A 13,205-nucleotide genomic window follows, 5' to 3' on the forward strand; every position below is an offset into this window, starting at 1 on the left:
CCAAGGAGCCCGTCATGAACACAGCCACCGCAACCGCTCTCGATCCCGAGCTCACCGCTCTGCTCGACGGCACCCCGATCGCCCACCTGGCGACGGTCCTGCCCGACGGCGCACCGCACTCGGTGCCGGTCTGGGTGGGCACCCACCAGGACCACGTCGTGATCATGACCGGGCCTGGTTCCCAGAAGGCGCGCAACCTCCGGCACGACCCGCGCGTCGCGTTGTCGATCACGCCCGAGGACAAGCCGTTCTTCCCCGTCATCGTGCGCGGCCGTGTCGTCACCTGGCTCTCCGGCGACGAGGGCTGGGCCGTCGTCGACGCGATCGCCCAGAAGTACATCCAGCGGCCTTACGACCGCGCGCAGGAGCGCGTCGTGGGCATGATCGCCGTGGACCACCACCGGATGGGGATGTGAACGCCGTGGACGCGGTCACCGACGAGCAGGTGCAGCAGCTGGCCGCGACCGCGAAGCCCTACAGCCTGGTCCAGCTGAGCTGGGCGCCCGGCCGGCACCAGGAGGGTGCCGACGCGATCGAGGGCGAGCACCAGCGGCGCATGGTCTCGCTGCGGGCCGACGGCACGATCGCCGTCCTGTGCCCGGTGCTCTCCGACGGGCTGTGCGGGGTCGCGATCATGGCCCGGGACCTGGAGGAGGCGCGCGAGATCATGGCAGCCGATCCGTGCGTGCGGGCCGGGATGATGACGGTCGAGGTGCTGCCCTGCGTCGGGTTCCCGGGTGACACGCTGCCCGGGTGACGGTTGTCGTATCCCCGCTCGTTCGTTCGTCGACCGATGAGAAGCGGCCGACCGACAGGTCAGCCAAGCCGCACTCGACGGAACGAACAGGAGCGACCATGAGCGATGTCAAGGTGCTGGTGACCGGAGCGAGCATCGCGGGACCCGCGCTGGCGCACTGGCTGCGGCGGCGGGGCGCGGAAGTGACCGTCGTCGAGCAGGCGCCCGGGCTCCGTGCGGGCGGCCAGGCCGTCGACGCACGCGGGGTGGCCAAGGAGGTCATCCGTCGCATGGGCCTCGACGCGACGGTGCGCGCGTCCTGCACCAACACCGCCGGCGCTCACGTCGTCGACGCCGACGGCGCCGTGCTGGAGACCTTCAGCGCGGAGGCGGACGACGGCGACGGCTACATCTCCGAGATCGAGATCCTGCGCGGTGACCTCTCCGAGCTGCTGTACGACGACACCCGCGAGAAGGTCGAGTACGTCTTCGGAGACCGCATCGCCGAGCTGACCCAGGACGCCGACGGGGTCGACGTGGTGTTCGCCGGTGGCGACCGGCGCCGCTACGACCTCGTCGTCGGCGCCGACGGGCTGCACTCGCCGCTGCGGTCGATGGTGTTCGGGCCACGCGAGCAGTTCATCCGTCACCTCGGACTGGTGCTGGCCTTCTACACCGTGCCGAACGAGTTCGGCCTGGACCGCTGGGCCCTGGACTACCACGAGGCGGGACGCTCGGCGGGCCTGCGCCCGGTCCCCGACGCCACTCGGGCGATCGCGATGCTGTCCTTCCCGGCCCCCGACTTCGACATCGACCACCGCGACATCGAGGCCCAGAAGCGGCTCCTGCGCGAGCACATGGGGGACGTCGGCTGGCTCACGCCGCGGATCCTCGCGCACCTCGACGACACCCCGGACTTCTACCTCGACCAGGTCGCGCAGGTGGTCATGGACCAGTGGCACAGCGGACGCGTCGGGCTGCTGGGGGACGCGGCGTTCAGCGCGTCACCGATGTCCGGCGCAGGCACCGGGCTCGCCCTCGTCGGCGCCTACTTCCTCGCCGGGGAGCTCGCCGCCGCCGGCTGGGACCCGGAGGTCGGCTTCGCCGGCTACCAGGCGCGGATGCGCGACTACGTCGACGCCAACCAGGAGATCGGCCGGATGCACGTGGAGATGCTGACCGCGCCCGACGCCGGTCCGAGCCCCGAGCCCGACATGGAGGCCCTCGGCCCGCTGATCGAGCGGGCGGTGGTCGGACCCGAGCTGCCCGCCTATGAGCCCGCGTGACGCTGGGCGCGACCGGTCGGCGTACGGCAGGGTGACGCCATGAAGGTCGTCGGGCTGTGGCGCTACCCGGTCAAGTCGCTCCAGGGTGAGGCTGTCGCGAGCGCGACGGTCGAGCGGGACGGGGTCGCCGGGGATCGGACCTGGGGCATCCGGGACGAGTCGACCGGGCGGATCCTGACGGCGCGCCGGCGCCCGCCGCTGCTCGAGGCCGCCGCGGCGTACGACGACGGGATGCCGGTCGTCACGCTGCCCGACGGCAGCGTCCTGCGCGGGCCCGGGAGGCAGACCGACGCCGCCCTGTCCGACTGGCTCGCGATGCCCGTCTCACTCGTGTCGTCCGCGGGGGACGAGGGGCGCGCGGAGTTCTTCGCCGATGCGACCGACGACACGAGCGAGGCGATCGAGTTCACGATGCCCGAGGGCAGGTACGTCGACGCCGCTCCCCTGCTGGTGCTGACCACGGCGTCACTCCGCACCGGCGAGGGCCTGCATCCCGAGGGCGACTGGAGCCCCCGGCGGTTCCGGCCGAACCTGCTCGTCGACGCGGACGGCGACGGGTGGCTGGAGGACGACTGGGTGGGTCAGCGCGTGCTCGCCGGGGAGGTCGAGCTGCGGCCCGCCGAGCCGTGCGTCCGCTGCACGATGGTCACGCGCCCGCAGCCGGGTCTCGAGGCGGACGTCGACGTCTTCCGCACCCTCGCCCGCCACCACCGCGGCCGCTTCGGGGTGTGGTCCGACGTCGTCGTGCCCGGCACGCTCACGGTCGGCGACGAGGTGCGGCCGAGCTAGCCCCGTTCTCGACCGACCGGCCCCGTGCCGGATCAACGCTGCTCCTCCGGGTACAGCCCAGGGCAAGCGCGAGAGCGACATCACTCGACGAGAGCAGGCCGGCATGAAGGCAGTGACCTGGCAGGGAGTTCACGACATGAGGGTCGAGGAGGTCCCCGACCCGCGGATCGAGGATCCCACCGACGCGATCATCAAGGTCACCTCGACCGGCCTGTGCGGCTCCGACCTCCACCTCTACGAGACCCTCGCCCCCTTCATGGAGCCTGGCGACATCGTCGGACACGAGCCGATGGGCATCGTCCAGGAGGTGGGCTCGGCGGTGACCAAGCTCAAGGCCGGCGACCGCGTGGTGGTCCCCTTCAACGTGAGCTGCGGCCAGTGCTGGATGTGCGACCGCCAGCTCTACAGCCAGTGCGAGACCACGCAGACCCACGAGCACGGGACGGGTGCGAGCTTCTTCGGCTACAGCAAGCTCTACGGCCAGGTTCCCGGCGGCCAGGCCGAGTACCTGCGCGTCCCCTTCGCCGACTTCTTGCCGGTCAAGGTCCCCGAGGAGCACTCCGACGACCGCTACCTGTTCCTCTCCGACGTGCTGCCCACCGCATGGCAGGGTCTCCAGTACGCCGACGTCCCGGACGACGGCACGCTCCTCGTGCTCGGCGCGGGACCGATCGGCGACATGGCAGCACGGATGGCCCTGACGTGCGGGCACCGGGTGATCTCGGTCGAGCGCGTGCCCGAGCGACTGGCCCGGGTCGAGGCGTTCGGCGCGGAGACCCTGGACCTCGACGAGGTCGAGAAGAGCGGCACCGTCGGTGACGCCGTCCGCGAGATGACCGGTGGCCGCGGTCCCGACGCGGTCATCGACGCCGTCGGCATGGAGGCCCACGGATCGCCGGCGGCCGGCATGATCCAGAAGTTCGCCGGGTTGCTCCCCGACAAGGTGGCCGAGCCGCTGATGAAGAACGCCGGCGTCGACCGGCTGGCGGCCCTCTACACCGCGATCGACGCGGTCCGCCGCGGCGGCACGATCTCGATCTCGGGCGTCTACGGCGGCATGGCCGACCCGATGCCGATGATGCAGCTGTTCGACAAGCAGATCCAGGTCCGGATGGGCCAGGCCAACGTCCGCAGGTGGACAGGCGAGCTCCTCGCGAAGCTCGTCGACGACGACCCGTTCGGGGTCGACGCGTTCGCGACCCACCACCTTCCCCTCGCGGAGGCGCCGGACGCCTACGAGCACTTCCAGAAGAAGGAGGAGGGCATGGTCAAGGTGGTCTTCCGTCCCTGAGACGGCTGCCCCGCGGCCCCCTGCTCCGAGATCATGGTTCTCGGGCCGCCCCGCCCACCCGAGAGCTGTGGGCGGGGCGGTTCTTTTCGCCTACCGGGCTCAGTCCGTGGCCGCGTCGTACCCCGCGTTCGTGAGCAGGTACGACGTCCGGATCGGGCTCCCGAGTCCGCCGAGCGACTGGACCATCAGCCTCATCGAGGGACAGCCGGCCGCGATCCGCTTCACCGACACCTTGACCGTCGTGTACTTCGACGGCGCGAGGGACGGCGTCCGATAGCTCCCGGCGAGCGCGGCCGCGGTGATGTCCTTGGTACCGACCTTGACCGTCGGCTTGAAGGAACCGGCGCAGCCGTCGAGGTCGGTGACCTTGAGCCCGACGGTCGAGGCGTCCGTGCCGTCGTTCTCCAACCGGAGCGTGTACGTCGCGGTCTGGTTGAGGTTGAGCGCGGGTCCGGTGGCCGTCTGGGGCGTGGCGACCGGACCACCGATGTAGGGGTCCGTCCCCTGCTTGGCGAACAGCTCGTAGCGGGTCGTGCCCGCCCCTGCCGGGAGGTTCGTCTCGGTCGAGACCGACTCGATCCGGCCGCCGTCCGCCGAGAGGAGCGTGACGTCAGCGGGCTCGACGACCTGCGCAGGGGTCACCTTGAGGGTGAGGGCGAGGACCTTGTGCGCGGCGACCGACGGCGTGACGTAGTCCCCGCCCGCGTCCTTCGGCAGCTCCGCCGCCCGGAAGCCGGTGGTCCACACCTGCGCGGGCGAACCGGGAGTCAGTGCGAGCCGGTAGGTCTGCGGGGTGCTCGACTCGTTGAGGATGCCCAGCTTGTACGTCGCCGTCGCCCCTGCCGCCTTGACCGTGCGGGTGACCAGGTGGTCGCGGCCGGCATAGACGGAGCCCACGTTGAGGATCTTCAGGTCCGCCGGCGCGACGGCGATGCCGGTGAGCCCGATCTGCTTCGGGCTGGACGCCGTGCCGTCGTCGATCGTCAGCGCGCCCGACGCGACGCCGGTCACGGTGGGCGTGAACCGCACCGCGATGCTGCAGCTCGCACCGATCAGCAGGGTGGTCCCGCTGCAGCCGTCGGCGCCCTTGGTGAACTGGCTGGAGACGGTCGCCGCACCGAAGGCGAGGTCCTGTGAACCGTCGTTGGTGACGGTGACCGTCTGCTCACCGCTCGACTTGCCGACCTCGACGGACCCGAAGTCCAGCGTCGAGGCGGAGTAGGAGGCCGACGCGAAGGTGGTGAAGGTGAGGGTCACGACCGCGGACTCGCTCGTGGCGATCCCGTCGCTCCCGCCGTCGGGAACCAGGTCGGAGCCGCCGCCACCGCCGGCCGAGTTCGTCAGGCCGCAGGTGCCGTAGCCGCCGGAGCCGCCACCGCCGCCGCCGAACAGGCCGCCGCCACCGCCGCCGCCGCCGACCTGACCGGGCTGGGTCGCGGCCCCGCCGTTGCCGCCCTTGTTCGCGTTGCCGGCGCTGGCGTTGAACCCGTTCCCCTGGGCGCCGACGCAGGTCCCGGCGATCTCCTGGGCACCGCCGCCACCGGGTCCACCGGCCGTCGGCGTCGCCGCCTTGCCACCCTGCGCGGGCCGGACCTCGTGCGCCCCGGACGTGTTGGGAGCTGCGTTGGTCGCGGTCAGGCCCGCGTCGGCACCGTTGGACAGCGCAGCGCCGGCGCCCACGACACCGCCCGCTCCACCGCCACCGGCGGCGACCAGCAGGCGGGTGCCGCCCACGCTGACCTGCGTGGACCCACCCCCGGCGCCGCCGCCGGCGGTCGCCGTACCGCCGTCGTTCTTGAACGCGATGCTGAAGGTGTCGCCGCCCGCGGCCGGCACCGTGGTGTCGACGTAGGCGGGGCTGCCGCCGGTGGCGCCGTTGGAGTCCGCTCCCCGCCTGCCGACGGCGTGCACCTGCACGTCCGTCACCGCGTTGGGGACGGTCAGCGTGAAGCTGGCCGGCGCCGTGGGTGCGGTGTACGTGCAGACGACGGTGTCCCCCGTGGTCACGCACTGCGACGGCAGGACCGCCGTCGCGGCTGACGTGCCGAGCGCGGCCAGGCCGGCTACGCCGAGGGACAGCGCGGTGAGCCGCGCGAGGAACGGGATTCTGGGCATGACCAACCTCGGGAGCAGCGACCTGGTGCCCGTGCGCACGACGGGCCCCATCCCAGGCCGGTTGGTCGGATCATGCCGAACCCGTCAGCCTCGCGCAGCGATGTTCGGAAAATGCTCAGCCCGCGTCGACGTTCCCGCGCCAGCCGCCGGTCTCGCCACCGCGCGACTCGATGAACTCCTTGAACCGCGCGGCGTCCTTCTTCACCTGGTGCTTGTCCACGTTGACGGCCGATCCGACCTTCTCCGCGATGCCGGTGGGCTGCCAGTCGATCTGGATCATCACCCGCGTCTTCTCGGTGTCGAGACGGTGGAAGGTCACCACGCCGGCGTGCTCGGCCTCGCCGCTGGTGCTGCGCCACGCGATCCGCTCGTCCGGGTGCTGCTCGGTGATCTCGGCGTCGAACTCACGCTCCACGCCGGCGATGTTCGTCACCCAGTGCGTGTGCGTGTCGTCGACCTGGGTGATGGACTCGACGCCGGACATGAACTCCGGGAACGACTCGAACTGCGTCCACTGGTTGTAGGCCGTGCGCACGGGTACATCCACGTCGACGGACTGCTCGATCTGGCTCATGGTGGGCTCCTGCTCCTCATGTCGTCGGGTACGGCCCGAGCGGTGCCCAGCGGATCGGCCGGCAAACGGCCCGCCGGCGCAATTCTTAATGTCGATGTTGAGGAATATCTCCACAACCTGTGTACGTTTCTGGGGATAAGTCCGACGACCCCGGGAGACAACGTTGACGAGCACCGCGATCGCCCTCTTCACGCGGGACCTCCGGATGCACGACAACCCGACCCTCCTGGCGGCGGCAGAGGCCGCGGACCGTGTGCTGCCGCTCTTCGTGCTGGACGAGGACGTGCTCGGCTCGTCGTTCCTCTCCCCCAACCGCGCGACGTTCCTCGTGGACGCGCTGCACGACCTCGACGAGGCGCTCAAGGCGCGCGGGTCGCACGGGCTCGTGGTGCGGCGCGGCGACCCCGCCGTGGAGGTCGCGGCCCTCGTCGCCGAGACGGGGGCCGAGCAGGTCCACCTGTCGGCGGACTGGAGCGGCCACGCACAGCGCCGCCGACGTCGGCTCGGCAAGGCGCTCGCGGACACGGGTGCCGAGCTCGTCCTTCACGACGAGACGATCGCCGTGGTCCCACCCGGCGCCGTCACCCCGAACGACAAGGACCACTTCTCGGTCTTCACCCCCTACCACCGGCGCTGGCTCGACCAGCCGCGCCGGCACGTCCTCGACGCCCCGAGCCGGCTGCCGTCGCCGACCGTCCGCAAGGGTCGCATCCCGGCGGCGAAGTCCCTGTGCTCCGGAGATCGTGCTCCGCACCTGCCCCAGGGCGGCGAGACCGCGGGACGCACGCGGATGCACGGGTGGCTGCGCGCCTCGGTTCCCGGCTACGAGGCGCACCACGACGACCTCTACGGCGACCGGACGACCCGGCTCTCGCCGTACCTCCACTTCGGGTGCGTCTCCCCCACCGAGCTCGTCTCCAAGGCCGGCCGGTCCCGCGGAGGGGACGCGCTGGTGCGGCAGGTCGCCTGGCGCGACTTCAACCTCCAGCTCCTGGCGGCCCGCCCCGAGGTCGCGGTCGAGGACTACCGCGGGCACGGCGACCGCTGGCGTGACGACGAGGAGGCGTTCACAGCATGGCGTGAGGGCCGCACCGGCTACCCGATCGTCGACGCGGCGATGCGCCAGCTGGTCAGCGAGGGCTGGATGCACAACCGCGGCCGACTGATCACCGCCAGCTTCCTGACCAAGACCCTGTACGTCGACTGGCGCGAGGGCGCGCGGTACTTCGCCCACCACCTCCTCGACGGCGACGTGGCCAACAACCAGCTCAACTGGCAGTGGGTGGCCGGCACGGGGACCGACACCCGCCCGAACCGGGTGCTCAACCCGTTGCGACAGGCGGAGCGGTTCGACCCGCACGGCGCCTACGTGCGGCGCTACGTGCCGGAGCTGGCCGGCGTCCAGGGGCCCGAGGTCCACGAGCCGTGGAAGCTCCCGCCCGAGGTGCGCGCCGACCTCGACTACCCCGAGCCGATCGTCGACCTGGCCGAGGGCCGGCAGCGGTTCCTCGAGGCTCGTCAGGGCGGGGCGCGATGAGCGCGGTCGGCGTACCCCAGGGCGCGGTTGAAGAGCGCGGCCGCTCGCAGCAGGTCGGCCGTCGGCGCGACCGGGGTGGCGTCCAGGTCAGCCACCAGGTGGGGCGCGGTCGCCAGGCCGGACGCGGCGCCGACGTCGACACAGACGCGGAGCGCCGTCCGGGTGGCCTCCGGGTCGACGGTCCACACGACCTCGAACTCGCGATCCTCGTCACGCAGCCCGGCCTGCCCCGGGGCCTCCCACGCGGCGAGGCAGACGCCCAGCCGCGGCGTCTCGGCCACGAGGGCCCACTCGCGGAGCATCGGGGCGTCGGCAGCGAGCGGCACCAGCGCCGGTTCGTCGGCACTCTGCGCCTGCGGCTCGGCGAACCCGGCGAGCGCCAGCGCCCACCGAGACCGGCGGCGGAGCTCGGACCAGCGCGAGCGCGACGCCCGGTAGAAGCGCGGCTCCTGGAAGGCGCCGGCGAGCACACCGAGATCGGCCGAGGCGAGGTAGTCGTCCTCGATCGCGCGGCTCAGTGCGAGCACCGTGGACTTCCGCAGCCGCTGCGGGCTCAGCTCGGGGTGCGCGGCGCGCAGCGTCCCGAAGACCGAGCGGCTCGGCCCGGCCAGCGTCGTGACCTCGCGGATCGCCGCCTCGAGACGGACGCCGGCGCGCTGGCGCTGCGCGACGCGGCGGACCAGCTCGACGTCGGACTCGCGGTACCAGCGGTGCCCGCCGGGCGAGCGCCGCGGGTCGGGGAAGCCGTGCCGCGCCTCCCACGTGCGCAGCACCGCCGGGCTCACGCCGGTCCGCTCGGCGAGCTCGCCGATGGTCAGCGCACTCGGGCCGTCCCCGGCGGTCGGCGGCGCAGCGGTGGTCACCCGAGGATCGTACGAGGAGAGGGCCGGTGAGCGGCCGAGGCCCGGTCCTCCTCGCCGGCGCGTCCGGCTTCGTCGGGCGCCGGCTCGGACGCGCCCTCGTCGAGGAGGGCTACGACGTCCGCGCGATGACCCGGCGGCCGGAGCGGTACGACGGACCGGGCGAGCCGGTCCACGGCGACGCCCTGGACGCCGACAGCCTCCGGACGGCACTGGCCGGCTGCCGATCGGCCTACTACCTCGTGCACTCGCTGGCCTCGGCCGACTTCGAGGAGAGGGACGCGCGGGCCGCGCGCACGTTCGGCGATGCGGCCGCGGAGGCGGGCGTGGAGCAGATCGTCTACCTCGGGGGGCTCGGCTCGGACTCCGACACCCTCTCGCCACACCTGCGGAGCCGGCGCGAGGTCGAGGGACTGCTCGCGAGCGGCGGCGTGCCGGTCACGTCCCTGCGGGCCGGCATCATCGTCGGGGACGAGGGCCTCTCGTGGGAGATCACCCGCCAGCTGGTCGAGCACCTGCCGGCGATGATCACGCCGCGGTGGGTGAACACCCGGACCCAGCCGATCGCGGTCGACGACGTCGTCGCCTACCTGGTCGGCGTGCTCGGACACCCCGAGGCGATCGGCAAGGTCTTCGAGGTCGGCGGTCCGGAGGTGCTCAGGTACTCGACAATGCTCAAGCGGGTGGCCCAGGTCGAGGGCCGGTCCCTGCCGGTGCTCCCGGTCCCGCTGCTGACGCCACGGCTGTCGTCGTACTGGCTGGCCCTGGTCACCGACGTCGACACCGCCGCCGGCCGCACCCTGATCGACTCCATGAGCACCGAGGTCATCGTGCAGGACGACTCCATCCGCGACCTCGTCCCGCTCACGCTGACCACCTACGACGACGCGGTGCGCCAGGCGCTGGCCGAGCGCGCAGAGAGGACCGGCCGGTGAACCGCGTGGTCCGCCCGGATCGCCGACGCCGCAGGATCGCGGCCGCGACGCTGGCCGCCGGCGCCGGGCTGCTCGGCGCTTCGCTCTCGGCGGCACCCGGCTCCCGGCGCTTCTACGGGCTGACCCTGGCGACGGCGGGCACCTGGGTCGCGGGCGGAGCGCTCTCCGGAGCGTTCTCGAGGGCGGAGCCGAGCCAGCGGGAGCCCGACCGCCGGCTCGTGCCTCCCGTCGCCGTCGCGGGCGTCGCCTTCGGCGGCTTCTGCGGCGGCGCTCTGGTCGCGCGCCGCATCCCGCCGCTGGGCCGAGCGGTCGACAGTGCGCTCGGGCTCGCCGGCGGCGGCAGCCTGCCGCTCGTGCTGCTCACGACCGCGGCGAACGGGATCGGCGAGGAGGTGTTCTTCCGCGGCGCGGTCTTCGACCTGGCCGGTCGGCGACCGGTGGTGGCGTCGACCGCCACCTACGCGCTGGTCACGGCCACGACGCGCAATCCCGCGCTGGTGCTGGCTGCCGCTGTCATGGGTGCGCTGTTCGGGTGGCAGCGGCGCGCGACGGGGAGTCTCCGCGCCCCGACGGTCACCCACCTGACCTGGTCGCTGCTCATGGTGACCGTGCTGCCTCGCGTCCTCAGGCGTCCCTGCGCCGGACGCTGAGCAGCGTTGCGTCGATGTAACCCTCACGGCGGATCGCGATCCGCGCCTTCCGCCGGACCGGTCCGCGGCCGGTCGCGGACGTGCGGAACGGGACCTCGACGACCTTCCCGTCATCGCGTCGCACGGTCGCGACGTACCAGACCTGCTGGTCCTCCTGGCCCTGGAGTCGACGAAACCAGTTCATCGCCATCCCCTCCCTGCGCGGCACGGTAAGCAGGCGGCGGCGGCGCTGTCCGGCGAACGGGACAGAACCGGACGATCGGTCAGCCGTACGCCGACCCGGTGCCGGGACGCACCGCCAGCGGCCGCAGCTGGTCGGCAGGAACCCACTCGGTGAGGACGCGCCCCCGCGTTTCGACGTACGTCACGAGCGCGAACCAGCCGTCGGGGTGCTGGCGCCAGTCGAGGACCAGCCCCGGCAGCTCCGTCGGCGTGAACGGGCGCCGGACCCAGACGTGCCGGAGCCCGCCCACCTCAGGTCTCGGAACGCTCGGCGATCACCTCGCGATGATATCGAACACCTGTTCGACTGACCAGTCGGCCTCAGGCCCGGGAGGCGCGCTCCACGATCGAGTCGAACCGCGCGCCCATCGCGTCGGCCAGCGCCTGGGCGGCGCGTAGCGGCCGGACCATCACCATGAAGTCATCGATCAGACCGTCCTCCCCCACGTGGATGAAGTCGCAGCCGGTGATCGCCTTGCCGCCGACCTTCGCCTCGAACACCAGCGCGTGGTCGGCGGCGGAGTCGTCGCCGATCTCGCGGAGGTAGTGGAAGTCCTCGAAGACCTCCATCACCGTCTCGAGGATCGCCGAGGTGATCGCCTTGCCCGGGTAGGGCTTGAACGCGACCGGGCTGGTGAAGACGACGTCGTCGGCGAGGAGCGCCTCCATGGCGGCGTGGTCGCGCGCCTCCACGGCCTTGCGGAACGGGTGCATGGGCCCACGTTAGAGCAGCGCGGCCACCTCGTCGGCCGCGCGCTCGCCCGCCCGGACGGCACCGTCCATGAACCCCGACCAGTACGTCGACGTCTCGGTCCCGGCCCAGTGCACCCGGCCGAAGGGCTCGCGGATCGCGTGCCCGCGGGTGGAGATGATGCCCGGCTTGGGGAGCGCGATCGGCGACCCGGTGGTCCAGGGCTCGAGGGTCCAGTCGTGCTCGGTGTACTCGATCGGGTGCTGCGCCTGGTCGCCGAACATCTGCGTGAAGCCGTCGAGCATCGCCTGCTTGCGCTGGGCCAGCGGCAGCCGGGAGTAGCGGTGGTGGGTCGAGCCGCCGACGAACGCCAGCAGGACGCCCGGGGACCCGCCGGCCGGCGTGTTGTCGAAGACGGCGCGGGTCGCGCCCTCCATCGCGAGCCCCGAGCCGGACAGCCCGGCGTCGCGCCAGAACGGCGTCTCGTAGACCGCGTCGACCTTCATCAGGTGGCCCATCGGCATCGCCTCGAGCAGCTTCCGCCGGTCCGTCGGCAGGTGCGGGAACCAGTCGATGCCCAGGACGAGCGGCGGCGGGCACGCCACGATCGCACGCTCGGCGCGGACCGCGCCGCGGTCGGTGTGCACGACGACGTGGCCGTCGCGCTGCACGATCCGCCGGGCGGGTGCGCGCAGCGCGACCCGGTCCCCGAGCTGGTGCGCCATCCGGATCGGGACGGTCTGCGAGCCCAGGACGAACCGGGAGTCCTGGGCGCCGCCGGCGGTGCCCGAGGACCGCTCGAAGGTGCCGACGTTCTCCTCGTTGCCGGCGGTCGCGATGAACCACGCGAAGAACAGCATCGACACGTTGCCCGCGTCGGAGCCCCAGCTCGGCTGGAAGTAGCACTTGAGCAGCGTGTCGACCGCCGGGTTGATCGTCTGCTGCGCGACCCAGTCCTTGACGGTGATCGCGTCCCACTCGGCGGCCTGCGGGTGGTCCCACGGTGCCGTGACGTCGATGCTCGCGGCCATCTGGTCGATCCGCGACTGCAGCAGCGCCGCGTCCACCAGGATCGCCGGGTCGGTCGGCACCGTCCCGGTGTACGTCGAGCGGTGGCCGTTCTTGACGTAGACGTTGTGGCCGTCGACGTACTCCTTGAACGTCGTGACGCCGAGCTCGTCGGCCACCTTCATGATGTGGTCCTGCGTCGGCCCGACGAACGCTGCCCCCGCCTCGACCACGCCGCCGGAGCGCAGGTGGTGGTTGAGCACCCGGCCACCGACCCGCCCGCGGGCCTCGGTCACCAGGACGCGGTGGCCGGCCTTGTGCAGCTCCCGCGCGGCGGTGAGGCCGGAGATGCCGCCGCCGACGACCACGACGTCCACCCGGTCGGGCAGTGGACCACGGGTGGTCGCTCCGGTGGCGTCGGTGTGGTCGAGCAGGACGGCGCCGGCGCCGAGGGCGGCAGCGCCGCCGAGGAGGCCGCGGCGCCCGAGGTGGAACGTGTTTCCCATGCCCG

Annotated in this window: 15 protein-coding genes; 8 read left to right on the plus strand and 7 right to left on the minus strand. The window is 72.4% G+C overall.

Annotation, left to right across the window (positions count from 1 at the left end; genetic code table 11):
• Nucleotides 1-14 precede the first annotated feature (14 nt).
• From ABD709_RS05395 to ABD709_RS05415, 5 genes are all read left to right on the plus strand, one after another.
• Nucleotides 15-416, plus strand: coding sequence for a PPOX class F420-dependent oxidoreductase (locus ABD709_RS05395; protein WP_344773080.1), 402 nt, complete (start codon nucleotides 15-17; stop codon nucleotides 414-416).
• Nucleotides 417-421: 5 nt separating this feature from the next.
• Nucleotides 422-757, plus strand: a complete 336-nt coding sequence (locus tag ABD709_RS05400; protein WP_344773082.1) for a YciI family protein — start codon at nucleotides 422-424, stop codon at nucleotides 755-757.
• A gap of 98 nt (nucleotides 758-855) precedes the next feature.
• Complete coding sequence (locus tag ABD709_RS05405; RefSeq protein ID WP_344773084.1) at nucleotides 856-2,022, plus strand: FAD-dependent monooxygenase; 1,167 nt, start codon at nucleotides 856-858, stop codon at nucleotides 2,020-2,022.
• Between the two features lie 39 nt (nucleotides 2,023-2,061).
• Nucleotides 2,062-2,811, plus strand: coding sequence for an MOSC domain-containing protein (locus ABD709_RS05410; protein ID WP_344773086.1), 750 nt, complete (start codon nucleotides 2,062-2,064; stop codon nucleotides 2,809-2,811).
• Between the two features lie 103 nt (nucleotides 2,812-2,914).
• Nucleotides 2,915-4,102 (plus strand): zinc-dependent alcohol dehydrogenase, encoded by a 1,188-nt coding sequence (locus tag ABD709_RS05415; RefSeq protein WP_344773088.1) that lies wholly within the window; start codon nucleotides 2,915-2,917, stop codon nucleotides 4,100-4,102.
• Nucleotides 4,103-4,201: 99 nt separating this feature from the next.
• Here the strand turns inward: ABD709_RS05415 and ABD709_RS05420 are convergent, their stop codons facing one another.
• On the minus strand, nucleotides 4,202-6,217 hold the full coding sequence (locus ABD709_RS05420; RefSeq protein ID WP_344773090.1) for a choice-of-anchor D domain-containing protein: 2,016 nt from the start codon (nucleotides 6,215-6,217) through the stop codon (nucleotides 4,202-4,204).
• A gap of 115 nt (nucleotides 6,218-6,332) precedes the next feature.
• Entirely contained in the window at nucleotides 6,333-6,791 is a 459-nt protein-coding gene (locus ABD709_RS05425; protein ID WP_344773092.1) for an SRPBCC family protein, read from the minus strand.
• A gap of 163 nt (nucleotides 6,792-6,954) precedes the next feature.
• On the opposite strand from ABD709_RS05425, the gene ABD709_RS05430 reads away from it, so the two are divergent.
• Nucleotides 6,955-8,328 (plus strand): cryptochrome/photolyase family protein, encoded by a 1,374-nt coding sequence (locus ABD709_RS05430; protein WP_344773094.1) that lies wholly within the window; start codon nucleotides 6,955-6,957, stop codon nucleotides 8,326-8,328.
• Here ABD709_RS05430 and ABD709_RS05435 read toward each other — a convergent pair.
• Complete coding sequence (locus ABD709_RS05435; protein ID WP_344773096.1) at nucleotides 8,310-9,191, minus strand: DICT sensory domain-containing protein; 882 nt, start codon at nucleotides 9,189-9,191, stop codon at nucleotides 8,310-8,312. The two genes, ABD709_RS05430 and ABD709_RS05435, sit on opposite strands and share 19 nt — an antisense overlap.
• Nucleotides 9,192-9,217: 26 nt before the next feature.
• Between ABD709_RS05435 and ABD709_RS05440 the strand changes: the two genes are divergently transcribed.
• Nucleotides 9,218-10,123: an NAD(P)H-binding protein gene (locus tag ABD709_RS05440; RefSeq protein ID WP_344773098.1), complete on the plus strand. Its 906-nt coding sequence runs from the start codon at nucleotides 9,218-9,220 to the stop codon at nucleotides 10,121-10,123.
• Complete coding sequence (locus ABD709_RS05445) at nucleotides 10,120-10,773, plus strand: CPBP family intramembrane glutamic endopeptidase (protein WP_344773100.1); 654 nt, start codon at nucleotides 10,120-10,122, stop codon at nucleotides 10,771-10,773. Before ABD709_RS05440 ends, ABD709_RS05445 begins: the two co-directional genes overlap by 4 nt.
• Here the strand turns inward: ABD709_RS05445 and ABD709_RS05450 are convergent.
• From ABD709_RS05450 to ABD709_RS05465, 4 genes are all read right to left on the minus strand, one after another.
• Nucleotides 10,748-10,957: a hypothetical protein gene (locus ABD709_RS05450; RefSeq protein ID WP_344773102.1), complete on the minus strand. Its 210-nt coding sequence runs from the start codon at nucleotides 10,955-10,957 to the stop codon at nucleotides 10,748-10,750. The two genes, ABD709_RS05445 and ABD709_RS05450, sit on opposite strands and share 26 nt — an antisense overlap.
• Before the next feature lie 79 nt (nucleotides 10,958-11,036).
• The gene (locus ABD709_RS05455) at nucleotides 11,037-11,246 is read right to left on the minus strand and encodes a hypothetical protein (RefSeq protein ID WP_344773104.1); all 210 of its coding nucleotides are present in this window, start codon (nucleotides 11,244-11,246) and stop codon (nucleotides 11,037-11,039) included.
• Between the two features lie 70 nt (nucleotides 11,247-11,316).
• Complete coding sequence (locus tag ABD709_RS05460) at nucleotides 11,317-11,709, minus strand: nuclear transport factor 2 family protein (protein ID WP_344773106.1); 393 nt, start codon at nucleotides 11,707-11,709, stop codon at nucleotides 11,317-11,319.
• Between the two features lie 9 nt (nucleotides 11,710-11,718).
• A complete protein-coding gene (locus tag ABD709_RS05465) occupies nucleotides 11,719-13,200 on the minus strand; it encodes a flavin monoamine oxidase family protein (protein WP_344773108.1) in 1,482 nt (493 codons plus the stop codon).
• Nucleotides 13,201-13,205: the final 5 nt, after the last annotated feature.

It is taken from the genome of Nocardioides panacisoli, from assembly GCF_039537325.1.
Classification (GTDB): Bacteria; Actinomycetota; Actinomycetes; order Propionibacteriales; family Nocardioidaceae; genus Nocardioides; species Nocardioides panacisoli.

What these genes read in the sequence shown, in the direction of transcription:
- ABD709_RS05395 (WP_344773080.1), top strand. Translation starts at nt 15, where the DNA reads ATGAACACAGCCACCGCAACCGCTCTCGATCCCGAGCTCACCGCTCTG.
- ABD709_RS05405 (WP_344773084.1), top strand. Translation starts at nt 856, where the DNA reads ATGAGCGATGTCAAGGTGCTGGTGACCGGAGCGAGCATCGCGGGACCC.
- ABD709_RS05410 (WP_344773086.1), top strand. Translation starts at nt 2,062, where the DNA reads ATGAAGGTCGTCGGGCTGTGGCGCTACCCGGTCAAGTCGCTCCAGGGT.
- ABD709_RS05415 (WP_344773088.1), top strand. Translation starts at nt 2,915, where the DNA reads ATGAAGGCAGTGACCTGGCAGGGAGTTCACGACATGAGGGTCGAGGAG.
- ABD709_RS05420 (WP_344773090.1), bottom strand. Translation starts at nt 6,217, where the DNA reads ATGCCCAGAATCCCGTTCCTCGCGCGGCTCACCGCGCTGTCCCTCGGC.
- ABD709_RS05425 (WP_344773092.1), bottom strand. Translation starts at nt 6,791, where the DNA reads ATGAGCCAGATCGAGCAGTCCGTCGACGTGGATGTACCCGTGCGCACG.
- ABD709_RS05450 (WP_344773102.1), bottom strand. Translation starts at nt 10,957, where the DNA reads ATGAACTGGTTTCGTCGACTCCAGGGCCAGGAGGACCAGCAGGTCTGG.
- ABD709_RS05460 (WP_344773106.1), bottom strand. Translation starts at nt 11,709, where the DNA reads ATGCACCCGTTCCGCAAGGCCGTGGAGGCGCGCGACCACGCCGCCATG.
- ABD709_RS05465 (WP_344773108.1), bottom strand. Translation starts at nt 13,200, where the DNA reads ATGGGAAACACGTTCCACCTCGGGCGCCGCGGCCTCCTCGGCGGCGCT.